The 25,667-nt window shown below is 68.5% G+C and carries 26 protein-coding genes; 22 read left to right on the top strand and 4 right to left on the bottom strand.

Annotated elements, in window-relative coordinates; translation table 11 throughout:
• Positions 1–2 precede the first annotated feature (2 nt).
• Positions 3–1,379 (top strand): FMN-binding glutamate synthase family protein, encoded by a 1,377-nt coding sequence (locus tag HDC34_RS03130; RefSeq protein WP_218854872.1) that lies wholly within the window; start codon positions 3–5, stop codon positions 1,377–1,379.
• Between the two features lie 100 nt (positions 1,380–1,479).
• On the opposite strand, the gene HDC34_RS03135 is transcribed toward HDC34_RS03130, so the two are convergent.
• Positions 1,480–2,043: an AAA family ATPase gene (locus HDC34_RS03135; protein WP_179555812.1), complete on the bottom strand. Its 564-nt coding sequence runs from the start codon at positions 2,041–2,043 to the stop codon at positions 1,480–1,482.
• 427 nt (positions 2,044–2,470) lie between these two features.
• Here HDC34_RS03135 and HDC34_RS03140 point away from each other — a divergent pair, with 427 nt between their 5' ends.
• The 8 genes from HDC34_RS03140 (at position 2,471) to HDC34_RS03175 (ending at position 13,291) form a co-directional block, all read left to right on the top strand.
• On the top strand, positions 2,471–3,484 hold the full coding sequence (locus tag HDC34_RS03140; protein ID WP_179555813.1) for a LacI family DNA-binding transcriptional regulator: 1,014 nt from the start codon (positions 2,471–2,473) through the stop codon (positions 3,482–3,484).
• 131 nt (positions 3,485–3,615) lie between these two features.
• Positions 3,616–4,965 (top strand): extracellular solute-binding protein, encoded by a 1,350-nt coding sequence (locus HDC34_RS03145; protein ID WP_179555814.1) that lies wholly within the window; start codon positions 3,616–3,618, stop codon positions 4,963–4,965.
• A gap of 147 nt (positions 4,966–5,112) precedes the next feature.
• On the top strand, positions 5,113–6,111 hold the full coding sequence (locus HDC34_RS03150; protein WP_179555815.1) for a carbohydrate ABC transporter permease: 999 nt from the start codon (positions 5,113–5,115) through the stop codon (positions 6,109–6,111).
• Positions 6,108–7,052: a carbohydrate ABC transporter permease gene (locus HDC34_RS03155; protein WP_104310210.1), complete on the top strand. Its 945-nt coding sequence runs from the start codon at positions 6,108–6,110 to the stop codon at positions 7,050–7,052. The genes HDC34_RS03150 and HDC34_RS03155 overlap by 4 nt, the downstream gene beginning before the upstream one ends.
• Positions 7,053–7,104: 52 nt before the next feature.
• Positions 7,105–8,619, top strand: coding sequence for an alpha-N-arabinofuranosidase (locus tag HDC34_RS03160; RefSeq protein WP_179555816.1), 1,515 nt, complete (start codon positions 7,105–7,107; stop codon positions 8,617–8,619).
• A 61-nt stretch (positions 8,620–8,680) separates the two neighbouring features.
• Complete coding sequence (locus HDC34_RS03165) at positions 8,681–9,925, top strand: FAD-binding protein (RefSeq protein WP_179555817.1); 1,245 nt, start codon at positions 8,681–8,683, stop codon at positions 9,923–9,925.
• Positions 9,926–10,106: 181 nt separating this feature from the next.
• A complete protein-coding gene (locus tag HDC34_RS03170; protein ID WP_179555818.1) occupies positions 10,107–10,781 on the top strand; it encodes a TetR/AcrR family transcriptional regulator in 675 nt (224 codons plus the stop codon).
• A 14-nt stretch (positions 10,782–10,795) separates the two neighbouring features.
• Positions 10,796–13,291, top strand: coding sequence for a YhgE/Pip domain-containing protein (locus HDC34_RS03175; RefSeq protein ID WP_179555819.1), 2,496 nt, complete (start codon positions 10,796–10,798; stop codon positions 13,289–13,291).
• A 1-nt stretch (position 13,292) separates the two neighbouring features.
• On the opposite strand, the gene HDC34_RS03180 is transcribed toward HDC34_RS03175, so the two are convergent.
• Both HDC34_RS03180 and HDC34_RS03185 read right to left on the bottom strand, forming a co-directional pair.
• Positions 13,293–14,030: a GPP34 family phosphoprotein gene (locus HDC34_RS03180; RefSeq protein WP_179555820.1), complete on the bottom strand. Its 738-nt coding sequence runs from the start codon at positions 14,028–14,030 to the stop codon at positions 13,293–13,295.
• 77 nt (positions 14,031–14,107) lie between these two features.
• Positions 14,108–14,767, bottom strand: coding sequence for an XRE family transcriptional regulator (locus tag HDC34_RS03185; protein WP_179555821.1), 660 nt, complete (start codon positions 14,765–14,767; stop codon positions 14,108–14,110).
• A gap of 101 nt (positions 14,768–14,868) precedes the next feature.
• Between HDC34_RS03185 and HDC34_RS03190 the strand changes: the two genes are divergently transcribed.
• The 3 genes from HDC34_RS03190 (at position 14,869) to HDC34_RS03200 (ending at position 16,823) form a co-directional block, all read left to right on the top strand.
• Positions 14,869–15,459: a hypothetical protein gene (locus tag HDC34_RS03190; RefSeq protein WP_179555822.1), complete on the top strand. Its 591-nt coding sequence runs from the start codon at positions 14,869–14,871 to the stop codon at positions 15,457–15,459.
• Positions 15,456–15,989: a ferritin gene (locus HDC34_RS03195; RefSeq protein ID WP_104310218.1), complete on the top strand. Its 534-nt coding sequence runs from the start codon at positions 15,456–15,458 to the stop codon at positions 15,987–15,989. The genes HDC34_RS03190 and HDC34_RS03195 overlap by 4 nt, the downstream gene beginning before the upstream one ends.
• 114 nt (positions 15,990–16,103) lie before the next feature.
• On the top strand, positions 16,104–16,823 hold the full coding sequence (locus HDC34_RS03200; RefSeq protein WP_374757218.1) for a CoA pyrophosphatase: 720 nt from the start codon (positions 16,104–16,106) through the stop codon (positions 16,821–16,823).
• Between the two features lie 218 nt (positions 16,824–17,041).
• Here HDC34_RS03200 and HDC34_RS03205 read toward each other — a convergent pair whose 3' ends face one another.
• Entirely contained in the window at positions 17,042–17,878 is an 837-nt protein-coding gene (locus HDC34_RS03205) for an exodeoxyribonuclease III (protein WP_179555823.1), read from the bottom strand.
• Between the two features lie 97 nt (positions 17,879–17,975).
• Here HDC34_RS03205 and HDC34_RS03210 point away from each other — a divergent pair, with 97 nt between their 5' ends.
• The 10 genes from HDC34_RS03210 to HDC34_RS03255 all read left to right on the top strand — a co-directional run bounded on the left by HDC34_RS03210 (position 17,976) and on the right by HDC34_RS03255 (position 25,582).
• Positions 17,976–18,701 (top strand): hypothetical protein, encoded by a 726-nt coding sequence (locus tag HDC34_RS03210; RefSeq protein ID WP_179555824.1) that lies wholly within the window; start codon positions 17,976–17,978, stop codon positions 18,699–18,701.
• Positions 18,698–19,003, top strand: coding sequence for a transcriptional regulator (locus HDC34_RS03215; protein ID WP_104310221.1), 306 nt, complete (start codon positions 18,698–18,700; stop codon positions 19,001–19,003). Before HDC34_RS03210 ends, HDC34_RS03215 begins: the two co-directional genes overlap by 4 nt.
• Before the next feature lies 1 nt (position 19,004).
• Positions 19,005–19,967, top strand: a complete 963-nt coding sequence (locus tag HDC34_RS03220; protein WP_179555825.1) for an ABC transporter ATP-binding protein — start codon at positions 19,005–19,007, stop codon at positions 19,965–19,967.
• A gap of 5 nt (positions 19,968–19,972) precedes the next feature.
• Positions 19,973–20,725, top strand: a complete 753-nt coding sequence (locus HDC34_RS03225) for an ABC transporter permease (RefSeq protein ID WP_179555826.1) — start codon at positions 19,973–19,975, stop codon at positions 20,723–20,725.
• A 175-nt stretch (positions 20,726–20,900) separates the two neighbouring features.
• Positions 20,901–21,995: a peptidoglycan-binding protein gene (locus HDC34_RS03230; RefSeq protein WP_179555827.1), complete on the top strand. Its 1,095-nt coding sequence runs from the start codon at positions 20,901–20,903 to the stop codon at positions 21,993–21,995.
• Positions 21,986–22,588: an ATP-binding cassette domain-containing protein gene (locus tag HDC34_RS03235; protein WP_179555828.1), complete on the top strand. Its 603-nt coding sequence runs from the start codon at positions 21,986–21,988 to the stop codon at positions 22,586–22,588. The genes HDC34_RS03230 and HDC34_RS03235 overlap by 10 nt, the downstream gene beginning before the upstream one ends.
• A gap of 131 nt (positions 22,589–22,719) precedes the next feature.
• Entirely contained in the window at positions 22,720–23,670 is a 951-nt protein-coding gene (locus tag HDC34_RS03240) for a hypothetical protein (protein WP_179555829.1), read from the top strand.
• A 66-nt stretch (positions 23,671–23,736) separates the two neighbouring features.
• Complete coding sequence (locus HDC34_RS03245; protein ID WP_104310229.1) at positions 23,737–24,051, top strand: hypothetical protein; 315 nt, start codon at positions 23,737–23,739, stop codon at positions 24,049–24,051.
• A gap of 16 nt (positions 24,052–24,067) precedes the next feature.
• Positions 24,068–24,775 carry a hypothetical protein gene (locus tag HDC34_RS03250; RefSeq protein ID WP_179555830.1) on the top strand — a complete coding sequence of 236 codons (708 nt, stop codon included), beginning with the start codon at positions 24,068–24,070 and terminating at the stop codon, positions 24,773–24,775.
• 81 nt (positions 24,776–24,856) lie between these two features.
• Entirely contained in the window at positions 24,857–25,582 is a 726-nt protein-coding gene (locus HDC34_RS03255; protein WP_179555831.1) for a GPP34 family phosphoprotein, read from the top strand.
• The last annotated feature ends 85 nt before the right edge of the window (positions 25,583–25,667 follow it).

The following is a 25,667-nucleotide window of genomic DNA, read 5'->3' on the forward strand; positions in this document are numbered from 1 at the left end:
CCATGACGCTCATCGAACAGCCCACATCCACGGCCACCGCAACGGCCACCCAGTCGCCCGCGCAGCTCGCCGAGCTCGGCCTCCGCGAGTCGGCGACCTTCGACCGCGCGACGATCTCCGACATCCAGCGCGCCGCCCGCACCGGCATCTACGACATCCGCGGGTGGGGTGCGAAGCGGCAGCTGCCGCACTTCGACGACCTGCTGTTCCTCGGCGCATCCATGTCGCGCTACCCGCTCGAGGGGTACCGCGAGCGCTGCGGCACCGACGTCGTGCTCGGCGACCGCTTCGCATCGAAGCCGCTGCACCTCGACATTCCCGTCACCATCGCGGGCATGAGCTTCGGCGCCCTCTCAGCCAACGCGAAAGAGGCCCTCGGGCGAGGCGCCTCCGAGGTCGGCACCTCCACGACGACCGGCGACGGCGGCATGACGCCGGAGGAGCGCGGCCAGTCGAAGCACCTCGTCTACCAGTACCTGCCCTCCCGGTACGGCATGAACCCAGACGACCTGCGCAAGGCCGACGCGATCGAGATCGTGCTCGGGCAGGGCGCGAAGCCGGGCGGCGGCGGCATGCTGCTCGGGCAGAAGATCACCGAGCGTGTGGCCGGGATGCGCACCCTGCCCATCGGCATCGACCAGCGCTCAGCGAGCCGTCACCCCGACTGGACGGGCCCGGACGACCTGACGATCAAGATCGCCGAGCTCCGCGAGATCACCGGCTGGGAGAAGCCGATCTACGTGAAGATCGGCGCATCTCGCCCCTACTACGACACGGCGCTCGCGGTGAAGGCCGGCGCTGACGTGGTGGTGCTCGACGGCATGCAGGGCGGCACCGCTGCAACGCAGCAGGTGTTCATCGAGAACGTCGGCATCCCGACGCTCGCCGCGATTCCGCAGGCCGTCGCGGCGCTGCAGGAGCTCGGGATGCACCGCAAGGTGCAGCTCATCGTGTCCGGCGGCATCCGCACGGGCGCCGACGTCGCGAAGGCCATGGCGCTCGGCGCCGATGCGGTCGCGATCGGCACGGCCGCGCTCATCGCGCTGGGCGACAACGACCCCCGCTACCAGCAGGAGTACGCCGACATCGGCTCGGCCGCGGGCTTCTACGACGACTTCCAAGACGGGCGCGACCCGGCCGGCATCTCGACGCAGGACCCGGAGCTCGCCTCCCGCCTCAACCCGGTCGAGGGCGGGCGACGCCTCGCGAACTACCTGCGCGTGCTGACCATGGAGGCGCAGACCATCGCCCGCGCGTGCGGCAAGTCGCACATCCGCAACCTCGAGCCGGAGGACCTCGTCGCGCTGACCGTCGAGTCGGCCGCCATGGCCAACGTGCCGCTGGCCGGCACCAGCTGGATCCCCGGCAAGCAGTACTGAGGGCAGGCGGGCCTCCTCCGCCTCTGACTGCCGCAGCCTGGCCAACTTCCGTGACGAGACGACACATCTGAGCCTTGAAGCCTCGGATGCCCAGGTTTCATCACGGAAGTTGGTCAAGTGTCGAGTACCGGACGGCGGCCTCCTCGAGTCGGGCGAGACGCTCGACCCGGTCGCCCGCGAGCTCCACGACGCGGCGCCCGACGAACTCCGGCTCGGCGGCGAGGTCGAGGAGGGCTTCGTCCATGGCATCCCGAAGTTCGAGGTCCTCGTCCTCGCCGACCGCGATCTGGTCCCGATAGGCGAGGGGCACGAGGGCGACGAGATCGATCTGCTCGGCGGCCTGGCGCGTGAGCGCGGCGCCGCGCTCGATGGCCGCGCGCGACCGCCCGGGCCTGCGAAGCGCCTCGAGCGCGTGCAGGTAGGCGAGGAAGTCGAGAGGCCCGCGCTCGGCGATGACCTCGGAGCCCGCCGGAAACTCGGCCAGGCGCCGGGCTGCGATCTCGAGCTGCCGTGCGAACAGGTTCGCGTCGAGTTCATCGAAGCGGTCGTCGATGAGATCCTCGAACGGGTCCGGCAGCACGAGGTGCTCAGGATGCGCGGCCGCGAAGTCGCTGATGAGCGTGCTCTTGCCACTCGCATGGGTTCCCGACACGACGATCCGCATGGCACGCGAGCCTAGGGCGTCGCACGCGCCACCGCCATCGCCCACCGATATCGGCGCCATCGCTGTTCTCGCCACAGCCGTCGCGTCCGCCGCGCTTCGGTGTCACCAGCTCGCGTTCGCCTGACCAACATCAGTGCGATATCGGCCCGTTTCCGGCGTTCGGCGCCCGTCTGGCCCGATATTGCACTGATGTTGGACACGAGCTCCTGCTTTCCCGGCAGTCATCGCTTGGCTGGCGCAACTTGGTCGTGGCATCGCCAGCGCCTTTGCCTCCGAATATCAGTCGCCGACCGCCCCGCCGCGCCCGCCGATGCGCGCAAACGATGCGTCTGCAACGTTGTAGAGTGACGCGCACGAGCATCCCTGCAACGGCGCGCGCTGTGCTCGGAACCTGCAGCGCGCCGCCTGAAGAGAGACGACCACGCCCATGGCTGCGACCCTCCATGACGTTGCCCGAGTGGCGGGTGTGTCGATCAAGACGGTGTCGAACGTCATCCACAACTATCCGCACATCCGTGACAACACGAAGCAGCGGGTGCTGGATGCGATCGCCGAGGTCGGGTACCGCCCGAACCTGGCCGCTCGCGGGTTGCGTCTCGGGCGCACTGGCGTGATCAGCCTCGTCATCCCGGATCTGCGGAACGCCTACTTCTCGGAGCTGGCCGAGGCGGTGATGCGTGCGGCGGCTGCCCACGATCTCTCGGTGCTGATCGAGCAGTCCGGCGGTTCTCGCGAGAGCGAGATCGCGGCGCTGAAGGGACCGAGGGCTGAGTTCGTTGACGGGATCCTGTTCAGCGTGCTCGAGCTGGGGGAGGAGGATGCGCCGTTGCTGGCTGACGTGCGCGTGCCGATGGTGCTGCTGGGGGAGCGCATCTTCAACGGTCCCACTGACCATGTGACGATGCGCAACACGGAGGGCACGCGCGCCGCGACGGAGCATCTCATCGAGGTGGGATGCACGCGCATCATCGCGCTCGGCTCTCACCCGGACGAGGAGGTCGGGTCGGCTGCGCTGCGAACGTTGGGGTATCGGCAGGCGCTCGAAGCCGCCGGCCTGCCCTTCCGCGACGAGCTGGTGAGGCCGGTCGGCACGTGGCATCGCTTCGACGGTGCCGAGGCGATGCGGGAGGTGCTGGCGTCCGGCATCGAGTTCGACGGCATCGTCGGGTTCAATGACTCGCTCGCGCTCGGCGCAATGCGGGTGCTGAGCGAGCGGGGCATCCGCATGCCCGAGGATGTCGCCGTGGTCGGCTTCGACGACATCGACGAGACGCGGTACTCGCTGCCGACGCTGACCACGATCGCGCCGGGCCGCGACGAGATCGCGAAGCGAGCGGTGGAGATGCTCGTGGAACGCATGGACAACCGGGATGCGCCGCCCGAGCCGCGAGAGCTGCTGACGGAGTTCACGCTCGTGCGCCGGGAGTCGACCGCGCGCTGAGCTCGTCTCGAATCGGGCCTTGACAGGGTCGATCTCTTTCGGCAGGATCGCATTTACAACGTTTACCTACAACGTTGTAAATCGCAGAGGCGATGACAATGACGTTTCATCCTCGAGAGGTTCGCTCCCCCATGAACAAGAGAACTCTGACGGCCATCAGCGCCGCAGCACTCACGGCCGTCGCGCTGAGCGCATGCTCGTCTGGCGGAGGCGGTGGCACCGCTGCTGCGGACGCCACGTGCACGAACACGATCGTGAACGAGGACGCCCCGCAGGTGCTCGTCTGGGCTTGGTACCCCGCGTTCGAGCAGGTCGTCGACCTGTACAACCAGACCCACGACGATGTTCAGGTGTGCTGGACGAACGCCGGCCAGGGGAACGACGAGTACACGAAGTTCTCCACCGCCATCGAGGCCGGCTCGGGAGCCCCCGACGTGATCATGCTCGAGAGCGAGGTGCTCTCGAGCTTCACGATCCGGGATGCCCTGGTGGACATCAGCGAGTTCGGTGCGAACGACCTCTCCGGCAGCTACACGGAGGGTGCCTGGAGTGATGTGACGAGCGGCGACGCCGTCTACGCCATCCCGGTCGACAGCGGCCCCATGGGCATGCTCTACCGCCAGGACCTCTTCGACGCGGCGGGTATCGCCGTGCCGACGACATGGGACGAGTTCGCCACGGCAGCGCAGCAGCTCAAGGACGCCGGTTCCGGCGGAGTCCTGGCCAACTTCCCCACAAACGGTCGCGCCTTCAACCAGGCGCTCTTCGCGCAGGCAGGCTCCGAGCCGTTCGTCTACGACAAGACCAACCCCACCGAGGTCGGCATCAACGTCAACGACGACAACGCCAAGGAGGTGCTCGCGTACTGGGACGACCTGGTGAAGAAGGACCTCGTCACGACGGACGACGCCTTCACCGCCGACTACAACACGAGCCTCGTCGATGGCACCTACGCCGTCTACCTCGCCGCGGCCTGGGGTCCCGGCTACCTGCAGGGTCTGTCGGACGCCGACGGCACCGCCGAGTGGCGCGCGGCCCCGCTCCCGCAGTGGGATGCGGCCAACCCCGTCGACGTGAACTGGGGCGGATCGACCTTCGCCGTCACGGAGCAGGCCGACGACAAGGCGCTCGCCGCCCGCGTCGCCATGGAGATCTTCGGCACGGAAGAGGCCTGGAAGATCGGCATCGAGGAGGGCGCGCTGTTCCCGACCTACACCCCGGTCCTCGAGTCGGAGTACTTCACCGAGCTCGAAGCAGAGTTCTTCGGGGGTCAGCAGGTCAACAAGGAGGTCTTCCTCCCCGCGGCCGCCGGTTACTCCGGCTTCACGTTCAGCCCGTTCCAGAACTACGCCTTCGACCAGCTCACCGAGCAGCAGTACGCGATGGTGCAGGGCCAGAAGTCGTCTGACCAGGCGCTGGACGACCTGCAGGCGTCGCTCGTGCAGTACGCCACGGAGCAGGGCTTCACCGTCACCGAGTAGTCGGCAGCGCCGACCCCCGTCCGGGCATCGGCGTCGACCGCCGCGCGACAGCGGCCGACCCGATGCCCGGACGCCTCCTCCAGTGCGCCCACCGCAGCACCGGCTTCGTGATGACAGACAGCGTGATGACAGACAGAAGGACTCGAAATGGCTACTCCGAATGCCGTGATCGTGCCGAGTGCACGTGAGGCGGAACCGGGCGAGCAGGAAAGCGCCCCGCCTCCTCGCAAGCAGGGCAGACCCCGCAAGCCGCGGGCAGTGATCGGCCCCATCGAGCGTCGTCGGCAGCGCATCGGGTGGCTGTTCGTCGCCCCGTTCGCGGTCGTGTTCGTGACGTTCCTGATCGTGCCGCTCTTCTACGCGTTCTGGATGAGCCTGCAGACGTCGACGCTCGCGATGGGCACGTCGTTCACGTGGTTCGACAACTACGCGAAGGCGTTCACCGACCCGATCTTCCTCGACGGCCTGCTGCGCGTCGGACAGTTCGCGCTCGTCATGATCCCGCTGCAGATGCTCGTGGCGCTCATCGCCGCGCTGGTGCTCGACAGCCTGACGACGTGGGCGTCGAAGTTCTCACGGCTCATGATCTTCCTGCCGTACGCCATCCCGGTCGTCATCGGGGCGCTCATGTGGGGCTTCCTCTACAGCCCGCGCTTCGGTCCGGCCAGTGACCTGTTCGAGCTCTTCGGGCTCGCGGCTCCCGACTTCCTCGCGCAGAGCGCCATCTTCGGCAGCCTCGTGAACATCGTCACCTGGCAGTGGGCCGGCTACTACATGATCATCATCTACGCGGCCCTCCAGGGCATCGACCGCTCCATCTACGAGGCGGCCCGCATCGACGGCGTCACCTCGCTGCAGATGGCGCTGCGCATCAAGGTACCCATGATCTCGTCGTCGATGGTCATGGTGCTCATCTTCGCGATGATCGGCACGCTGCAGTTCTTCACCGAGCCGCAAGTGCTCCGCGGCATCGCGCAGGGCGCGATCCCCGTGTCGTACACGCCGAACATGTACGCCTACTCGCTGGCCTTCTCCTACAGCCAGTTCAACTACGCGTCGGCGATCTCGTTCGCGCTCGGAGTCGTCGTGTTCATCGGCTCCTACTTCTTCCTCTTCCTCACACGCAAGCAGAGCGGGCTGAAATGACCACGGAGACCGCGGCGAGTTCCACGCTCACCCCACGACAGCAGCGCAGCTTCGCGCGCGCCCAGCGCAACGCCGACCTCCGCAGAGGCGGGTCGAAGGCGAAGCGCACCTTCTCGCACATCCTGCTGCTCGCATTCGTCATCTACTTCATCATGCCGCTGTGGTGGCTCATCGTGGCGTCCACCAAGGACACGGCGGGGCTCTTCACCGGCAGCGGCGGCCCGCTCTGGTTCGACGACAGCTTCAACCTCTTCGACAACATCGCGCAGCTCAGCACCCACCAGGGCGGCATCTACTGGCGCTGGCTCGGCAACTCGTTCCTCTACGCCTTCACGGGAGGCATCGGGGCGACGATCCTCGCGGTGTTCGCCGGCTACGGCTTCGCGAAGTACCGTTTCCGCGGCCGCACGGTCTTCTTCAACGTGCTGCTCGGCGCTGTCATGGTGCCGCTCACGGCCTTGGTCATCCCGACCTTCGTCCTCCTCAGCGAGGCGGGCCTCGTCAACACGATCTGGGCGGTCATCCTCCCGTCGCTGCTGAACCCGTTCGGCGTGTACCTCATGCGCATCTACGCCCAGGATGCGGTGCCAGACGAGATCCTGGACGCGGCACGAGTCGACGGGGCGGGGGAGATCCGCATCTTCTTCCAGGTCGCGCTGCCACTGCTGCGCCCCGCGATCGTCACCGTCCTGCTCCTCAGCGTCGTCGGCACGTGGAACAACTTCTTCCTGCCGCTCGCCGTGCTGAGCGACCCGAACCTCCTCCCCGTCACCGTCGGTCTCAACAGCTGGACGGCGCTCTCCAACGCGGGAGCCGGCGGCGAGCAGGTCTGGAACCTCATCGTCACTGGCGCCTTCCTCTCCATCGTGCCGCTTGTCATCGCCTTCCTCTCGCTGCAGAAGTACTGGCAGGGCGGCCTCTCGCTCGGCGCAGTCAAGTAACCCCGCGCATCCGCAGCTCTCACCCCTCGACAGAAAGACAGCAGAACACCCCATGGTCACTGCACGACTCACCATCGACCCCCACTTCGCAGTCGGCGACATCAACCGCCGAGTCTTCGGCTCGTTCATCGAGCACCTCGGACGCGCCGTCTACGACGGCATCTACGAGCCAGGCCACCCGACGGCAGACGAGAACGGCTTCCGCTGCGACGTCATCGACCTCGTCAAGGAGCTCGGCGTCTCCGCCATCCGCTACCCCGGTGGCAACTTCGTCTCCGGCTTCCGCTGGGAGGACAGCGTCGGCCCCAAGGCTGAACGCCCGCGCCGCCTCGACCTCGCCTGGCACTCGACCGAGACCAACGAGGTCGGACTGCACGAGTTCGCGACCTGGCTCGACAAGGTCGACAGCGAGCTCATGCTCGCCGTGAACCTCGGCACGCGCGGCACATTGGAAGCCCTCGACCTCCTCGAGTACTCCAACATCCCCGCAGGCACCGCACTCAGCGAGCAGCGCATCGCCAACGGCAGGACCAACGCGTTCGGCGTGAAGATGTGGTGCCTCGGGAACGAGATGGACGGGCCGTGGCAGCTCGGCCACCGCTCGGCGGACGACTACGGCAAGATCGCATCCCAGACAGCGAAGGCCATGCGCCAGATCGACCCGACGCTCGAGCTCGTCGCCTGCGGCTCGTCGAGCGCGCAGATGCCGACCTTCGGCGAGTGGGAGCGCGTCGTGCTCACGCACACGTACGACGACGTCGACTACATCTCCTGCCACGCCTACTACGAGGAGAAGAACGGCGACCTCGACAGCTTCCTCGCCTCCGCGGTCAACATGGATGGCTTCATCGAGTCGGTCATCGCGACCGCCGACCACGTCAAGGCCGTCAAGGGCAGCGACAAGACCATCAACATCTCGTTCGACGAGTGGAACGTCTGGTACCTCGACCGGTACCACGACGTCGACAAGGTCGAGGGCGTCGACAACTGGCCCATCGCCCCGCGCATCCTCGAGGACGTCTACTCGGTGGCCGACGCGGTCGTCTTCGGCAACCTCATGATCTCGCTCCTCAAGCGCGCCGACCGGGTGACCAGCGCCTCCCTCGCGCAGCTCGTCAACGTCATCGCGCCCATCATGACCGAGCCGGGCGGTCCGGCCTGGAAGCAGACGACCTACTTCCCGTTCGCCCTCACCTCGCGCCTCGCCAAGGGGCAGGCGCTCGAGGTTCGCCTCGAGAGCCCCACCCACACGACCGAGGTCTACGGCACCGTCGCGACCCTGGACGCCGTTGCCACCCACGATGCCGAGACCGGCTCGACGGCGCTGTTCCTCGTCAACCGCAGCCGCGACGAGGAGGCGGTCGTCACGATCGACATCGCCGCGCTGGGCGGGGCAAGGGTCGTGGATGCGCAGACGCTCGCCGACGACGACGTGTACGCCAAGAACACGCTCGAGGACCCGGAGCGGGTCGGACTCGTTGCCAACGACACCGCCCGTGTCGATGACGGAGTGCTGACGGTCACCCTGCCCCCCGTATCGTGGACGGCGGTAGAGCTCCGAGCCTGACAACCTGGCCGAGCCCCGCCGGGTGCATCCACTTCGCAACGTCGCAGAAAGCAGGACAGCAGTGACCTCCAACTGGGCTGGCAACATCACCTTCGAGGCGGAGCGCGTCGCCGCCCCGACGAGCACGGCCGAGGTCAGCGAGGTGGTGCGCGCCGCGGTGGCCGCCGGTCAGTCGGTGCGGGCCCTCGGCAGCGGCCACTCGTTCAACCGGATCGCCGACACGAGCGGAGTGCAGGTGTCGACGCGTGGACTGCGCAGCCCGCTCCGCATCGACGAGGACCGGCGGTGGGTGTCGATCGGCGCTGGCACCCGCTACGGCGAGCTCGCGATCGACCTCGCCGAGCACGGCCTGGCGCTCGCGAACCTCGCCTCCCTCCCGCACATCTCGATCGCCGGGGCGGTCGCGACGGGCACGCACGGTTCCGGAAACACCAATCGGAGCCTGGCCGCCGCCGTCGCCGCGATCGAGTTCGTCGCGGGAGACGGGGAAGTGGTGGTGCTCGAGCGGGGCGACGAGGGATTCGACGGGGCGGTCGTCTCGCTGGGTGCCCTCGGGGTCGTGACGCGCATCCGCCTCGACGTCGTGCCGCACTTCGAGGTGCGGCAGCGGGTCTTCGAGAACCTGCCGTTCACGGCACTGCTCGAGAACTTCGACGAGATCACGGGCGCCGGCTACAGCGTGAGCGCCTTCACGACGTGGGCGGAGCCCGAGGTCATCGACCAGGTGTGGGTGAAGCAGCTCGCGAGCGAGCTCGCGCCGGGCGACTTCTACGGGGCCGCGCCCGCGACCGAGGCGCTGCACCCCATCCGTGGCATCTCCGCCGTGGCCTGCAGCGAGCAGTTCGGCGTCGCCGGCCCCTGGTACGAGCGGCTCCCGCACTTCAAGCTCGAGTTCCAGCCGTCCAACGGGGCCGAGCTGCAGAGCGAGTACCTCATCCCGCGGCTCCGGGCGCAGGATGCGCTGCTCGCGCTCGCGGGCATCGCCGACCGCATCCGCCCCCACCTGCTCGTCAACGAGGTGCGCACGGTCGCGCGCGACTCTCTCTGGCTGAGCCCCATGCACGGCAACGACGTCGTCGGCCTGCACTTCACATGGAAGCAGGACCCGGAGGTCGCCGAGCTGCTGCCGCTGCTCGACGAGATCTTCGAGCCACTCGGCGGTCGCCCGCACTGGGGCAAGGTCTTCGACGAGCGGATCGACGTCGCCGAGCGGTACCCGCGCATCGGCGACTTCCGGAAGCTCGTCGGGCGCTACGACCCGAACGGCGTCTTCGCGAACGACTTCACGCGACGCGTGCTGCGGTAGGCGCGGGGCTGGACGCGATTCGAGCCCTGGCGCGCGGAACGGCCCGTTTCTGCACTGAGGTTGGTCACGGGGGAGTTTGCTGAGCGCTGCCGCGCCCCACTGCGCCTCGAACTGACCCTGTTGTGATCTCGCACGATCGTGCTAATTTACATATGTAAATTAGTTACGAGCGAGGAGTGCCGTGATCCAGGAAGATGCGAGGTTCGTCCGTTCACGGGCGGCGCTCATCGCTGCCGTCGTCGAACTGCTTGATGAGGGGCGTGACGCAGCTCAGCTGAGCATCACCGACATCGTCGGTCGGGCCGGAGTCAGTCGTCCCACGTTCTACAAGCACTTCGACGACACGGCGGCGCTCATCCGCGAGGCCGCCCTCCGCCGCCTGCAATCGGCCTTCGATCGGATTCCGAGCGTCGGCGACGACCCGTCGTGGCCGACCTTCGTGCGCGGCACGCTTCGCGCGCTCCTCCGCGAGCTCGACGCAGACGCTCCCTTCTACCGCTCGGCCCTCGAGAGCAGCTTCGGCCTCCTCACGGGCGACGTGATCGCCTACCTCGCCACGAGGCTCCTCGAGTCGTCGCCGCTCGGCCCGGTCATCCGCCGGCGCCCAGGCCCCGACACCCCGCAGGACCGCGCCGAGTTCCTCGCGGCCGGCGCGATGTGGCACGTCACGCGGTGGCTCTTCGCTGATGCCGACGTCACAATCGAAGCGGACACGACCTCGACCGCCGACTCCTCGACCGCTGCTCGCGCATCCACCGATGAACTCGTCGAGCGCCTCTCGTCCCTGCTCCTCGCATCCTCCGGCGCGACTGTCGCCGAGCTTGACGCCCTCCGCGCCGAGCACGTTCGCTCATAGGACTTCACACCCACATGCGTTCCTTCTCACTTCCCGCCTTCGTGCGCTCGCGCCGGCGGACGCTCATCGTCATCGTCGGCATCGCGCTCATTCCCCTCATCTACGCGGGCTCGCTGATCTGGTCGAACGAGGACCCGACGCACCGCCTCGACCACATCAACGCGGCCATCGTGAACAGCGACCAGGCGGCGACCCCCGCGACGACCACCGAGGGGGAGCCGGCCGAACCCGTCGATCTCGGCGCGACGCTCACCGAGAAGCTCGTCGACAGCACCGAGTCGAACAACTTCAGCTGGCACGAGATGTCGGCTGATGAGGCGCAGAGCGAGCTCGAGTCGGGCAAGGTGCTCGCCGTGCTCGATATCCCGGCGGGCTTCTCTGCGGCGGCCGTCTCGGCAGGTGGTGACGACCCCCTGGACGCGGCCATCGCTCGCCTCTCCATCACCACGAACGACGGGGCGAACATCATCGTCGGCAACATCGCATCGACGGTCGGCACGACGGTCGCCGACGAGCTGGCGACAGAGGTCTCCGACGAGTACCTCCGCAACGTCTACGTGGGCTTCACCGACATCCACGAGAGCGTCTCCGAGGCTGCCGACGGCGCGACCGAGCTCAACGACGGCGCCGAGCAGGCGCGCACCGGCTCTGGCCAGCTCGTCGTCGGGCTCGGCCAGCTGCGCGAGGGCGGGCTCACCCTCGCCGACGGCAGCGCGACGCTCGCCGACGGCGCGGCTCAGGTGGATGCGGGCGTGCAGCAGCTCAACGCCGGTCTCGTCACCGCCAACTCGGGTGCACAGACGCTCAGCTCCGGCGCCGCGGACGCCAACGCGGGCGCGCAGCAGCTCAGCGCGGGCGCTGCGACCGCGAACACGGGTGCACAGGAGCTGAGCACGAAGCTCGCAGAGGCGAGCTCCGGTGCGCAGCTCCTCAGCGCTGGGCTCGCGGAGTTGAACTCCAAGACGAGCGACCTGCCTGCGAGCGTCACGACGCTCACGGAAGGGGCGACGACTCTCGACGCTGGAGCGGCGGCTCTCGCCGGTGGCCTCGAGACGGCCCTCGGAGCGAGCAGGGGCCTCGACGACGGCACCACTGCCCTCGTCGCTGGTGCAGGGGACCTCTCAGGCGGCATCGATTCGCTGCTTGCCGACTACGACTCGCTGTCCGATGCCCAACGCAAGGAACTGCTGACGCAGCTCTCCACTGCTGGACAGTCCCTCGGTGCGAAGGCCGGCGAACTGAGCGCCGGGACATCCGCGCTCGTCGGTGACGCCGCCGCGGGGACCGGGCTGAGCTACCTCCAAGCGAAGTCGACCGAACTCGCCGCTGGCGCCACCCAGCTCTCCGACGGCGTCTCACCGCTCAGCGGCAAGGTCGACGAGCTCGTTGCAGCGGTCTCGACCGTTTCGACGAAGTCGGCGGAACTCGCCTCCGGAACCCAGCAGCTCTCCACCGGCGCTTCCACGCTCGCGACGGGCACCCAGTCGCTCGCCGACGGAACGTCGACGCTGGCGACCGGCACCCAGTCGCTCGCCGACGGCGCATCCTCGCTCGCGACGGGCACGCAGACACTCGCGGACGGCGCATCCACCCTCGCGCAGTCGACGCCGAAGCTCGCGTCGGGTGCCTCCGAGCTCTCGTCGGGTGCGACAACCCTCGCCGACGGAACCGCCGACGCCGAGTCGGGCGGCGCCGAGCTGAACGACGGCATCACGCAGCTCGCCGACGGCAGCAAGACGCTCGCGGATGGCCTCGACGACGGGGTCTCCGACATCCCGAGCTACACGGATGCACAGGCCGACCACCTCGCCGGCGTCACGTCGACGCCAGTGGAGATCACGAAGACCCGACTCAACGAGGTGCCCGCGTACGGCTACGGTCTCGCGCCCTACTTCATGACGCTCGGCCTCTGGGTCGGCGCGCTCGCCTTCTACCTGATGTTCCCGCCGCTGCGCGAGCGTGTTGTGCTCGGCCGTCAGCCCGCGATCGTCGTGGCGCTGCGCAGCTTCGCGCCCGGCGCGATGCTCGGCGCCGCGCAGAGCCTGCTCATGCTCACGATCGTCCGCTTCGGGCTCGGGCTCGAACCCGCCGACATGCTCGGCCTCATCGCGCTGGCGCTGCTCACGAGCGTCACGTTCGTCGCCGTCAACCAGGCCTTCAACGCGCTCCTCGGCCCTCCCGGACGCTTCCTCGCGCTCATCATGATCGTGCTCCAGCTCTCCTCAGCCGGCGGCACCTACCCGGTCGAGACGGCACCCGCGTTCTTCCAGCTCATCCACTCGTGGCTGCCGCTGAACTACGCCGTCACGGCGTTCCGTTCGCTCGTCGCCGGCGGGTCGATCGGGATCGGGGAGGCGTACGGGATGCTCACCGTCTGGCTCGTCGCGGCCCTCGCCCTCACGACGCTGTCGATCGTCATCAAGCGCCGCCGGGAACGCCTGAAGCCGGCCGCAGCACCCGCTCCTGCGCGCATCCCGAAAGCGCTGTCAGGCGGGCCGCGGCGCCCGTGACCTAGTTGTTCGCCGCGTTGGCGGCGACGCTCGCCGCGACTGCAGCGTTGATCGTGATGGCGTTCAAGGTGCGGGAGACGGCCGAACTGGCCGCGGTGGCTCCCCAGTCACCTTGCTCGAGGGCCTTGGCGCGGTTGATGACGTCGGTCTCCCAGGGGATCTCCCGGTGCAGCGTCGGCATCGACCCGCTCGCGGAGATGAGCGCCGCGAGGGCAGCGGTTCGCGCGTCGGGTTCCGCGCCGTCGATGAGCACGGACTGCACGCGGCTCATGAGCGTGGCACGGCGTCCCGTATCGCCCAAGCTGAGCGTCGTCTTCGGGATGAACCCGAAGGTCTTGCCCTGCTTGCGGGTGAGGTCGCCGCGGAAGATGAGGCTCTCGAGCAGCTGGCCGCGGAGGTTCGGCCCGATAGCGGCGAGCATGCCCTGCACCTCGCGCCGCTTCTCCCGCGAGTACTCCCAGGCCGACCGCAGAATCTCGTCCTCGGGCGCCGCATCGCCGACCGAGAGCACACGCGTGCCGCGAAGCCCCGCCTGCTCGATTCCGATCTGGTCGTTCAAGGCCAACTCAGTGAGCACCGCCCCGCCGAGCACGTAGAAGAGGGTGCCTTCGCCGCCGATGGTGCCGTCGTCCGGGTTGAAGAGCAGCAGCAAGAGGTCTTCTGCGAGCAGCGGCTGCGGCTCACTGGCGTGGTCGGCGCCGGTGTCGTCGGCGTCGTGGATGCGGTCGGGCTGTTCCATGGATCCCCCTGGCTGGTGCGCGAGTCGTCGTGCGCGCCAAGCTAGCATCCGAGCCTCAGGCCGATTCGTGGCGCGCCTCAGCCTTCGGCGCGGTCTCCGTACGCGGTGACCGACAGGAAGCGGGCGGGCAGCTCGATGAGCTCTTCCGGCCCGTGGGGGCCCTCGCCGTCGAACTGGAGGGTGTCGCCCGGGCCCATCTCGTAGCGCGCATCCCCGTGCCCGTAGGCCATGCGGCCTTCGAGCATGTAGAGCAGCTCGGTGCCTGGATGCTGGAACAGCGGGAAGACCTCGCTCGCCTCGGTGAGGGTCACAAGCACGGCCTCCATGCGCTTGTGCTGCCCGCGCAGGGCGCCGAGGAGCTCGTAGAGGTGGCCGGATCGGGAGCCGCGGCGCACGATCTGCGCGCCGTGGCCGGCTGGCACGTAGACGGCTTCGCGGTCGGAGTCGACGCCGCGGAAGAGCGCCGTGACGGGCACGTCGAGGCCGTGCGCGAGGCGGCCGAGCGTGGTGAGGCTGCAGGAGGTGAGGGCGTTCTCGATCTTCGACAGCATGGCCTTCGAGATGCCCACCTTCTCGGCCATCTCGGCGACGGACAGGCCGGTCGCGAGCCGGTACGCGCGCACCTGGGCTGCGATGGCCCGCTCGAGGTCGCCCGGCTGCGGGCCGACCGTGGCCGGGTCGACCTCGCGGTCCACCGAACCCACGCCGATCTCGTCGTGGTCGTGTGCGTCGCTCATGCAGCCTCCGGGGTTTCGTTCAAGCCTAGCTTTCGAGCGTTGGCGAGCCGGACGCCTGGCATCGTTTGGTGTTGGGTGCGCCTTGCCCCTAGCGTTGCGGCATGACGAGCGCGAGCGCAGGGGCAGAGCGTGGCTGGGTTCTGCGCGCGGCGATCAGGGCCGGGCTGCTCGCGGTCATCGCCGGGTTCCTTGCCTACATGCTGCTGATCTTCCCAGGGGCGGCGGCCGCATCCGACGTCGATCGCGACTCGGCCGAGGGCGCCCGACTCGCCGGCACGCTCATCCCGATCGCCGTGGCGAGCATCGCTGCCGCGCTGGTGCTGGGGGTCTGGCTGACGCTCGACGTTGCTCGGGCGATCAGCCTCAGCTTCCGGCGCGCGGTGTCGAGGGGTGAGCGGATGCGGCTGCGAGCGTCGCTGCCGTGGGTCGCCGCGCTCGCGGTGCTGGTCGCGGTGGGCTGTGCGACGCTCAGCGTCGCCGTCATCGTGGACAGCATCGTCGCCGGCATCGGCGTGGATGCGGATCAGACCAAGTACTGGGGGAGCACCGGCGCGATCATCGGGGACGCGTTCGGTGCAGCCTGCATCCCGTTCGTGGTCGCGACCGGTGTCGCGCTGGTCACGTGGACGATCCGCGCGGCAACGAAACTTGACCGCCACGCGAAACACGCCGGGAGTAGCGTTGCGGCGTGACTTCTTCTTCGTTCAATGACCTTCTGACCGCCCAGATCGGCAACGAGTTCTCGGCATCGCAGCAGTACATCGCGATCGCCGTGTGGTTCGACAACCACGACCTCCCGCAGCTGGCGGCGCACTTCTACCAGCAGTCGGTCGAGGAGCGCAATCACGCGATGATGCTCGTGCAGTACCGCCTCGACCGCGACCTCGGCGTCACGATTCCCGGCGTCGCCGCCCCCAGGACCGAGTTCGCGAACGTCGTCGAGCCCATCGAGCTCGCGCTCGAGCAGGAGCGGGAGGTGACGTCGCAGATCGAGGCGCTGTTCCGCGCGGCACGTGCGGATGGCGACGCGATCGGCGAGCAGGCGATGCTCTGGTTCCTGAAGGAGCAGGTCGAGGAGGTCGCCTCCATGTCGACGCTCGTCACGATCGCGAAGCGCGCCGGCGACAACCTCTTCGACATCGAGAACTTCATCGCCCGCGAGACCGTCGGCGACAGCGGCCAGGACGCGGATGCTCCTGCCGCGGCCGGCGGGGCGCTCTAGCAGCTCGCGCTCGTGAGTCGCCCCAGATGGTCGCCATGCATGCGCACTGACGACCCTTTGGGGTGACTCGTGGATGTCGGCGGTCGCGCTGGCGACCCCGCGTACGCTGAAGCCGTGCATCCCGAACCAACGACGAAGGCCGCGCGTGCGCAGCTGACCGAGCTCGCCGAGTGCGCGGCTGCGGGCCTCGAGCCCGCCGTGCCGCTGTCGCCCGTGGATGAGCGGCTCGTGCGCGTCTCGCGATCTGCGGCCGTGCTCATCCTCTTCGGGATGCTCGACTCGCTCCCAAGCGACCGCGACGCCCAGTCGGGGGCCGTGTCTCGTGACCTCGACGTGCTGCTGCTCGCGCGCGCGTCGACGCTGCGCTCGCATCCTGGACAGGTCGCGTTCCCGGGCGGACGCGTCGACCCGGAGGACCGCGACGCGGTTGCCGCGGCCATCCGCGAAGCCGTCGAAGAGACGGGGCTCGACGCCGACGGCATCGACGTGCTCGGCCCCCTCGAGCCCGTGCCACTCACGTACTCCCGCCACCTCGTGACGCCGGTGCTCGCCTGGTGGCGGCGCACCTCCGCCGTCGGGGTCGTCGACGAGGCGGAGTCAGCTGCGGTGTTCCGCGCCCCCGTCGCCGACCTGCTGAACCCCGCGAACCGCGGCGTCACCGTGCTGCGCCGCGACGGCGAGGAGTGGCGCGGCCCAGGTTTCCTGGTGCGCGACGACAGCGGCGAGCACCTCGTCTGGGGCTTCACGGCGATGCTGCTCGACGGCATCTTCGACCGCCTGGGCTGGACCGAGCCGTGGGACGAGGCGCAGGAGTTCGAGCTGCCGGAAGGCTGAGCGCCCTCGCATGCTCCTGCCCACGCGGCACGCGTGTCCGAGAGCGGGCGCGGATCGGGCTGCCGCCGCATCCGCCCGCATTCTCGGGATGGAGAACTCGCTTCGTGCTGGGAAGTTTCCCGCAACGAAGTGAGGTTGCCATCCCGAAGTCGGAGCGCGGTCGGTCAGAAACCGGGGGTGGTGGATGCGAGGTGCTGTCGCATCCGCTTCGTCGACGCCTAGAAGATCATCGGGCGGTCGTCGTCGAGGGAGGTCTCGAGGTCGAGCTCCACGACGACGGGCACGTGGTCGCTCGGGCCGTCGCCCTTGCGCTCGTCGCGTTCGATGGACGCATCCACGACGAGGTCGTCGAACTCCGGGGTGCCGAGGATGAAGTCGATGCGCATGCCCTCGTTGCGGGGGAATCGAAGCGACTTGTAGTCCCAGTAGGTGTAGCCCTCGACGCCGCGCGATCGCACGGTGTCGACGAAGCCGGCCTCGAGGAATGCCTCGAACGCGGCACGCTCGGGTGCCGACACGTGGGTCGAGTCGACGAACGCGGCCAGGTCCCAGACGTCGATGTCGAGGGGAGCGATGTTGAAGTCGCCCATGAGTGCAAGCGGGGTGTCTGGATGCGCCTGCCGCCACGCGGTCATGTCGGCGAGCAGCGCCTTCAGCCAGGCGAGCTTGTACGGGTAGTGGTCGTTGGTGAGCTCGCGGCCGTTCGGCACGTAGAGCGACCAGAGGCGAACGTCCTCGACGGTGACGCCGAGGGCGCGGGCTTCGAGCGGAAGCGTGCCCTCCGGCGTGGGCTTGCCGAAGCCTGGCATGTCGGCGAACGTGATCTCGGGGTCGCTCATGGGGAGGCGGCTCGCGAAGGCGACGCCATTCCACTGGCTGAGGCCGTGGATCTCGAGCTCGTACCCAGCCTCTTCGAACACCTCGCGGGGGAACTGCTCGGGCTTGCACTTGATCTCCTGCATCGCGAGCACGTCGATGTCGGCACGCACCATCCAGTCGATGACTCGTCCCGAGCGGGCGCGGATGGAGTTGACGTTCCAGGTGGCGATGCGCATGGGGTCAAGGCTATCGCCCGGGGCTCTCAGGGAACTCGCATGCGCACGCCAGCGCTCGACATTGACGCAAAGTAGTTTGTAGCGCAAACTGGTTTGCATGGACACCAACGAACGCCGGACCCCCGCCGATGGCAGCATCCCGCAGGCGAGCGACGACGACCGTGCCCTCGCGCCGAGCGAGATGCTCGCCCTCATGCGCGACCAGCAACGCACGACGCGCACCCGGCTCGACCGGGCGCTGTACATCCTCCTCGGCACGTGGGCGGTCGCCTGGTTCGTCGGCTTCCAGGCGCTCTGGAGTGCCGAGGATGGGGGAGCGAGCCCGATCGTGCGCATCCCCACCGCCACGGCCTTCATCATCTTCGGGGTGGCGATGATCGTCGGCGTCATCGTGTCCGTGGTCTCCGGCGTCTCGATGGGGCGTGGGATGCGCGGCCGCAGCAACACCGCGGGCACGCTCTACGGCTTCTCGTGGTCGATCTCGATGATGGGCGCCTGGTTCTTCGCGGCGTCGCTGCTGCGTCAGGTCCCGGACCCGGCCCTCGCGCCGCTGCTCATGCCCGGCATCTTCGTCGTCACGATCGGCGTGCTCTACATGGCGGGCGCCGCGATGTCCCGCTCCGGGGCCCAGTTCGCGCTCGGGGTCGCCGTCATCGTGCTCGCCGTCGTCGCCACCGCGCTGGGCGCGCCCACCCACTACCTCGTCTACGGCACGGCGGGCCCGCTCATCTTCATCGCCTTCATCGTGCTGCTACGCACGGGGGTCATCTCGAGCGAGCCGCCCCTGCGCGAGACCACTCCGCGGGGCGAGGTGCACGCATGAGCGACCCGAGCGCCGAGTTCGACCCGATCATCCACGCGCCCGCCCGACTGCGCATCATGACGACCCTCGCCGAGAGCCTCGACGACGGCGACGAGATGACGTTCTCGAAGCTGCGCAGCCTCCTCGACATGACGGCGGGCAACCTCACGACGCACCTCTCGAAGCTCGAGGACGCCGGCTACGTCGTCATCGACAAGGCCTTCGCGGGCCGCAAGCCCGTCACGTATCTGACCATCAGCCCCGCCGGTCGAGCCGCGTTTCGCAGCTACCGGACGGCGCTCCTGAAACTCCTCGGGGGATGACATGAACGCCCAGCCCGCCAACGCCCGGCTCGCCAGTGCGCGGCCTTCCACGATCGTCGAGGTCGACGAAGTGGTCAAACGATTCGGCCAGCAGGCGGCCCTCGACGGAGTCTCGCTGAACGTCACCGCCGGTGAGTGCGTCGGCCTGCTCGGGCCGAACGGCGCGGGCAAGACGACGCTGCTGTCGCTCCTGCTCGGGCTGCGCTCGCCGACGACCGGCACGGTGCGACTCTTCGGCGGCGACCCGCTCGACGTCCGCACGCGCATCCGAGTGGGGTCGACGCCGCAGGCCAGCGCGCTGCCGGAGGCGCTCAAGGTTGCGGAGGTGCTCGACTACGTTGCGGCCCACTACCCGCAGCCCGCGGCCAGGAACGAGCTGGTGGATGCGTTCGACCTGGGCCCGCTGCTCGGCAAGCAGTGCGGCTCGCTCTCCGGCGGGCAGCAGCGGCGTCTCGCCGTGGCGCTCTCGTTCGTCGGCGACCCCGACCTCGTGCTCCTCGACGAGCCGACGACGGGCCTCGACGTCGACGCGCGTCGCAGCCTCTGGGACGCGCTCCGCGCCAAGCACCGCGCCGGCTGCGCCGTCATCGTCACGAGCCACCACCTCGAGGAGATCGAGCAGCTCGCCGAGCGGGTCGTCGTCATCGACCATGGCAGCGTCATCACGGACGGCAGCCTCGCCTCGGTGGTCGGCAGCGTCTCCCGCCGCAGGGTCACGATGCGGGGCGTCGATGCGGCCCGCATCCAGGCCATCGACGCCGACGCCCTGACCGAGGCAGCGGATGCGGGGCTCGTGACCGCGCTCGTGCGCGACTCGGACGCGTTCATCCGCTCGCTCGTCGCATCCGGCGCGCCCTTCACGGACCTGACGGTGCGCGGGGCGACGCTCGAGGAAGCCTTCCTCGCCATGACGCAGAACGACGAGGCCTCGCCCGCCGTCAAGAGCGCACAGAACGGGCGTTGAGGACCATGTCCACTGCAGCACTCATCGCCACGCACGTGAAGTACTCGCTCATCGAGACGGCGCGCGTGCCGATCGCCGTCATCGGGTCGCTCGTCTTCCCGACGCTCGCGTTCTGCTTCTTCGTGCTGCCGCAGCGCGCGATCGCCGAGGATCCGGTGATCGCCACGCAGGCCGTCGCGTCGATGGTCGTGTTCGCCTTCATGACCAACGGGCTCTTCAGCCTCGGCCTCGACCTGGCTGAGCAGCGCTCGAAGCCGTGGGTGCCGTACCTGCGCACCCTGCCGGGGAAGCCGTCCGCGCGCATCGCGGGGCTTGTCATCGGGACGCTCGTGATGGCGGTCGTCTCGATCGTGCCGCTGCTCATCGTCGGCGGGCTCTTCACGGCGGCCGCCCCGACCCTCATGCAGGTGGTGTTCGGCCTCATCGCGGTGGTGCTCACGGCGGTTCCGTCCGCCCTCATCGGCGCGATCGTCGGCACGACCGCGGGGCCGAAGGCGGCGATCGCGATCACGCAGGTGCTCATGTTCCTGCTCGCCTTCGGAGGTGGCCTGTTCCTGCCGCCCATGATGTTCCCCGGCTGGCTGGATGCCGCCTCGAAGGTGCTGCCCGTGCGGCAGGCGCGCGAGGTGGTCATCGCGGTGGTCTCCGGCGGGCAGTTCCCGATGTGGGCGCTCTTCTGCCTCCTGGCGTGGACGGCCGTCCTCGGCTTCCTCGCGGTGTTCTTCTACAAGCGAGACGAGGGTCGGAAGTTCTCGTAGGGGCCGTGGACAGCCTGGCTATGAACGCTGAAAATCTCCATCAATCTGGCCGAGGGAACGCCGCTTAGACGGAATCCATGAGAATGGATCTTCTTCGTTTGTTGCGGTCCAGAATCACCGCTACATTGATCCGCGTCGGCGCAAAGTGGCCCGACTCGGATCGAGGGGTGGCAGGGTGAAGCACGCGCAGCCTGGCAACGAAGACGTGGTCAGCGTTGTGTCGGACAGCGACCGGCCTGCCCGGCGCCGGGGCTTCTCTGCCACCGTCGCGCTGGTCATCGTCGCCACGCTGGCGGTAGCCGCATCCCTCGTCGCCTTCTCCGTCTTCCGCCCCACCCCGCCCGGACTCGCAACCGCCTCCGTGCCTTCAGAAGTGCAACTCGTGGCCGAGGAACTGACCGACGCACGAGCCGTGGAGCTGACTGCACAGCTGGGTGACGACGCCTCCTTGCCGTCACCGACGAGCGGCACGCTGACCGACTCGTCCTGCATTGCAGGCGGCGACCTCGTCTCAGGGGGGAGCTCCTTCAAGGTCGGCGAGACTCCGCTCGTGAGTCTCCACACGTCCACGCCGCTCTGGCGGGACCTCAGCTATGGCCTCAAGGGTCCCGACGTCACCGCACTGCAGGTGGCGCTTGCGGGCCTCGGCTACGACGTGTCCGAGACTGACACCTTCGACTGGCAGACGTGGTCTGCCTGGGACGACCTCGTCGAGTCGGTGTACGGCGACACCAAGCAAGGCGAGCTGGCACTCGCACAGGTGCTCTGGCTCCCCTCGGCGACGATCTCGGTGCAGTCCTGCCCGGTCCCGCTCGGACAGACAGCCGCGCAGGGCGAGGCTCTTGTCGACCTCGCGAACCCACTCCTATCGGCCTCCGTGAAGAGCTACCCGACAGACCTCGTGCCCGGTGCGCGAAAGCTGACGCTTGAGGGCGTCGACGTCGCGATCGACGAGGCGGGAGCCGTGACGCCTGAAGGGCTCTCCGTGCTGGCCGGCACGAATGCGTTGGCGAAGTACGCGGCGAGCCCTGACGATGCGAGCATCCAAGCCGAGCTCGTGCTGGTCGGTGCGACCACCGTCTACGCGGTCCCCCCGGCCGCGGTCGCGATGACCAGCGAAACAGGTGGATGCGTCGCGACGCCGGACGGCGGGTCGCTCCAGGTGGCCGTCGTGTCCTCGAAGCTCGGTCGCACCTACGTCTCGTTCCCGGAGCCGCCGACAGCCGCGGCCGTCAAGGCCGTCGCGAAGAAGGACCTGGCATGTTCGTGACGCTCGCCGACGTCGGACATCGTTACCCCGGCCATCCGCTGCTTTTCGAGAACGTCTCCGCGCGCCTCGACCCTGGCCATGTCTACGCGCTCACGGGCCCGTCCGGATCAGGCAAGTCGACGCTGCTTGGGATGCTCGCCGGCTGGATCCCACCCGTGCTCGGCAACATCACGCGTGTCGGCGTGGAGCGGATCGGCTGGGTGTTTCAGAACCCGCACGGCGTTGCGCGGAGGACGGCGCTCGACCACGTGGCGCTTGCGTTCGTCGCACGGGGGGAGACAAGAACACGTGCGGATGTTCGCGCTCGGGAACTGCTCGAACGCTTCGGCCTGGGACACGCGGCCGATCGCCAGTTCAGGGCTCTCTCCGGAGGCGAGGGGCAGCGGCTCATGCTCGCACGCGGCATCGCCGCCGCCCCCGACCTGCTCCTGGTCGACGAGCCGACGGCCCAGCTCGACCTGCGCACGGCAGCTTCCGTCAGCGACGCTCTCGGGCGCATCGCCACCGACGGCACGATCATTGTCGTCGCCACGCACGACGCCCGCACGAGAGACGCCTGCACGGACGTCATCGACCTGGGGGTGTTCCAATGAGCGCGATGCGGTTCCGCGAAGTGCGGCGGGAGGCTGGCCGAAACCTGTCGTCCGGAGCGAGTCGCGCGGTGTTGCTGATGCTGCTTGTCGCCGCCGGCTCAGCCACGCTCGCGGCGTTGGACACTGCCGAGATGACCGGCGTCATCCGGGCCGCGGAGGACTTCCGCGCTCGTGGCGCATCGATCACAATCCTGGTGGCTGAGGACAGCATTGACGGGCGCGCGTGCGACGCACTCGGCCGGGTGGACGGGGTGCGCGCGGCGGGCGCGCTGGCCGAGCGCGAAACGCCGCTCCGCGTGGCGAGCATCCCGCAGAACCCGCTCACCTACTTCGAGTCGTCACCGGGCTTCGCGACGATGCTCCCCGCCGCGACGGGAGGCACGGAGCCGGGGCTGCTCATGCCGATCGCGGTCGTCGAGACGCTCGGTCTCACGCTGGGTGACCCGATCCAGACAGCCGACGGGCCAACGACCCTCGGCGGGACGTACGAGTACCCGGACGACGGGCGCACGACCGGAATGGGGTACGCGGCGATCGCGCCGATCGCGCCTGACTCCAAGTTCGATGAGTGCTGGATCGACGCCTTCCCGGTCTCGCAGGCAACCACCGACCTGCTCTACACGGCCATCGCGGCCGACTCGAATCTGCCTGACACGGGGCCGCAGCTGAGCCAGCACAACCTGCAGCTGGGGAAGCCGGTCAACCCGGAGTCTGCGTTCGCCGGTAGGTCGACTGGCGCGTTCCCGCTCGCGGGCTTCGGCATCGGCGCGATGGTCGGCTTCGGGGCCGTCTGGCTGCGGCGGCTCGAGATCGCTTCGGCCTTTCACGTCGGGGTGCAACGAAGCGACCAGACGGTGACGCTCCTGCTTGAGGCGCTCGCGTGGTCGTGTGCCGGGGCATTGGTGGCATTCCCTGCGATCGCCCTGCTGACACAGAACCTGGCGGCGAGTGACCTCATTCCGGTCGCCGCGACCGCCGCTTTGACTCCCGCGCTGACCGTCTCCGGGGCGATCCTCGGAACGCTGGCGGCGGCCCTGCTGGTGCGAGAACGACGGCTGTTCTCGTACTTCAAGGGTCGTTGACGGTACCGGTCAGCGCGGGTCGGCGCCGCCAAGGGGGAGGCGTCGGAACACAGAAAGGGGACGAAGATGTCCACCATCACACTGAAGAACAAGGTCGGACGCAAGCTCGGCACGCTGCTGCTCGCCGGAGCGCTCGCAACCGGAGGGGTCGCGGTCGCGCAGGTCGCAGCTGCGCCGGAAGCGGAGGCGGCGGTCTGCGGGTCGGTCTCGGCGCGGCCCGGTTACGCCTACGCGAGCAACGGCTGCGGCTATGCGCAGGCCTCTGTCGGACGCATCGTCAGCGGAAAGGGGAAGTCGGTGACGGCGACCAAGTACCGCGGCTGGGTCTCGGTGTCGTACAAGGCCGGTTCGCACTGGTACTCGCAGGGCAAGGTCTGGTAGCGCCGAGGGCGGTCTAGTGCAGGCGGGGCCCCGCGACCTCAACGCGGGGCCCCGCTTCCGAACATCCATTGACGGGGAGAGACAGATGGTCATTTCACACGCACGATTGATGTGTACGTCGGTTGCCCTGCTCGCGGCGGTCGCGCTGACCGGTTGCGCGCAGGCGGACACCTCTGACGAGGGCATGACACAGACGGGCGGGTCCCTCACACTGGAGCAACTCCTTGATGAGGGCCTGGCGAACTCGAAATCGGATTTCCAGACGGAGGTGCTCACGGCCGCTCGTGAGTCCGGGGAGATCTCCGAGGCAGATTGGAAGGAGGGAAACAACCTGAGACTCCAGTGCCTTCAGGAGAAGGGTTTCGACGCCGAACTGCTGTATGAAGGTGCCGAGGTCTACTTGCAGACGGATGCCGATCCAGGGGCAGCAAGCCCCGACGAAGGGGATTCTGAGCTGCAGGCTGCGGATCTGGACTGTTACGAGAAGACCACTGCGTTCATCAACGAGGCATACTCACTCATCAACGGCGGCCAATCTTCGGTGGATCCAGACGAGATGCAGCGTGCCGTACTGCAGTGCCTCATCGACCGTGAGCTCGTGCCGGCCGACACCACGTACGAGGAGTTCGTTGCCGACCTCGAGCAGAACGAGGGAAAGCAGTACTCGCCGCAGAGCACCGAAGCGAACGACCCCGTCGCGGCCTGCTGGATGGAGAACTCCTAGGTGCGTTCGGCGGCGACCTCCAGCCTCGTTCCCTAGCGTCAGGTCATGGACGCCACTGGGGAAGAGACTGTAACCGCTGCCGTGACCGTGCCACAGGCCGTGTTCCTGCTGGCCCTCGACGATGAGACGGGGAGGCCGCTCGTCGACAGGTCTGCGCTGGCGCAGGTGCTGTCGGCGGCGGGTCTCGTCGAGCTGATCATGCTCGGCCGGCTCCGCATCGCGGGCCCGACAAAGACCGAGTCGGGGGTGGATGCTGACGCCAAGCCCGGCACGTTCGTGGCGGTCGGTCAGCCGCTCGACCCGGCTGGTGCTGACGCCGACCTCGAGGCGCTCGTCGAGACTGCTGTCGGTCGCAAGCCGGACTCGGCGGTGAAGCTCATCGTCGGCTTCGGCGGACCCAAGTCGGAGGCGACGAAGCTCAAGGAGGGCATCGCCGAGGAGTTCGTGGACGCGGGCGTGCTCGGCCACGAGGAGAAGAAGTTCCTCGGCGGCACGTTCTCGGAACGCTGGCCGCGCGGGGAGAACGCGCAGCTCGAGGACTCCATCCAGGCTGAGGCCAGGGCACTGCTCACAGGTGAGGTCGAGCCGCGAGAGACCGACCGGGTTGCCGCGGCCCTCGCGCTCCTCCACGCGGTCCGCGTTCTGCCGCGCGTCTTCCCGGATCTCGACCGTGCATCCATCTCGAAGCGCGCCGAGGAGCTCATCGACTCGGCCGCCGTCGCGGGTGAGCTCGGGAAGATGATCAGGGAGGCGCAGCTCGTGATGATGACGACCATCGCGACGCTGGTCATCACGACGCGAGATTGACAGCTCCCGAGCCGCCGACGCTTGCTGCCTCGGGCCCTCACCTCTGAAACTCGGGATGGCAAAGTCGCTTCGTGTTGGGAAGTTT

The sequence above is a fragment of the Pseudoclavibacter sp. JAI123 genome, from assembly GCF_013409665.1.
Taxonomy (GTDB): Bacteria; Actinomycetota; Actinomycetes; order Actinomycetales; family Microbacteriaceae; genus Pseudoclavibacter.

Coding starts and splice junctions, on each gene's coding strand:
- HDC34_RS03130 (WP_218854872.1), top strand. CDS start 3: ATGACGCTCATCGAACAGCCCACATCCACGGCCACCGCAACGGCCACC.
- HDC34_RS03135 (WP_179555812.1), bottom strand. CDS start 2,043: ATGCGGATCGTCGTGTCGGGAACCCATGCGAGTGGCAAGAGCACGCTC.
- HDC34_RS03140 (WP_179555813.1), top strand. CDS start 2,471: ATGGCTGCGACCCTCCATGACGTTGCCCGAGTGGCGGGTGTGTCGATC.
- HDC34_RS03145 (WP_179555814.1), top strand. CDS start 3,616: ATGAACAAGAGAACTCTGACGGCCATCAGCGCCGCAGCACTCACGGCC.
- HDC34_RS03150 (WP_179555815.1), top strand. CDS start 5,113: ATGGCTACTCCGAATGCCGTGATCGTGCCGAGTGCACGTGAGGCGGAA.
- HDC34_RS03155 (WP_104310210.1), top strand. CDS start 6,108: ATGACCACGGAGACCGCGGCGAGTTCCACGCTCACCCCACGACAGCAG.
- HDC34_RS03160 (WP_179555816.1), top strand. CDS start 7,105: ATGGTCACTGCACGACTCACCATCGACCCCCACTTCGCAGTCGGCGAC.
- HDC34_RS03175 (WP_179555819.1), top strand. CDS start 10,796: ATGCGTTCCTTCTCACTTCCCGCCTTCGTGCGCTCGCGCCGGCGGACG.
- HDC34_RS03180 (WP_179555820.1), bottom strand. CDS start 14,030: ATGGAACAGCCCGACCGCATCCACGACGCCGACGACACCGGCGCCGAC.
- HDC34_RS03185 (WP_179555821.1), bottom strand. CDS start 14,767: ATGAGCGACGCACACGACCACGACGAGATCGGCGTGGGTTCGGTGGAC.
- HDC34_RS03190 (WP_179555822.1), top strand. CDS start 14,869: ATGACGAGCGCGAGCGCAGGGGCAGAGCGTGGCTGGGTTCTGCGCGCG.
- HDC34_RS03205 (WP_179555823.1), bottom strand. CDS start 17,878: ATGCGCATCGCCACCTGGAACGTCAACTCCATCCGCGCCCGCTCGGGA.
- HDC34_RS03210 (WP_179555824.1), top strand. CDS start 17,976: ATGGACACCAACGAACGCCGGACCCCCGCCGATGGCAGCATCCCGCAG.
- HDC34_RS03215 (WP_104310221.1), top strand. CDS start 18,698: ATGAGCGACCCGAGCGCCGAGTTCGACCCGATCATCCACGCGCCCGCC.
- HDC34_RS03220 (WP_179555825.1), top strand. CDS start 19,005: ATGAACGCCCAGCCCGCCAACGCCCGGCTCGCCAGTGCGCGGCCTTCC.
- HDC34_RS03225 (WP_179555826.1), top strand. CDS start 19,973: ATGTCCACTGCAGCACTCATCGCCACGCACGTGAAGTACTCGCTCATC.
- HDC34_RS03235 (WP_179555828.1), top strand. CDS start 21,986: ATGTTCGTGACGCTCGCCGACGTCGGACATCGTTACCCCGGCCATCCG.
- HDC34_RS03240 (WP_179555829.1), top strand. CDS start 22,720: ATGACCGGCGTCATCCGGGCCGCGGAGGACTTCCGCGCTCGTGGCGCA.
- HDC34_RS03245 (WP_104310229.1), top strand. CDS start 23,737: ATGTCCACCATCACACTGAAGAACAAGGTCGGACGCAAGCTCGGCACG.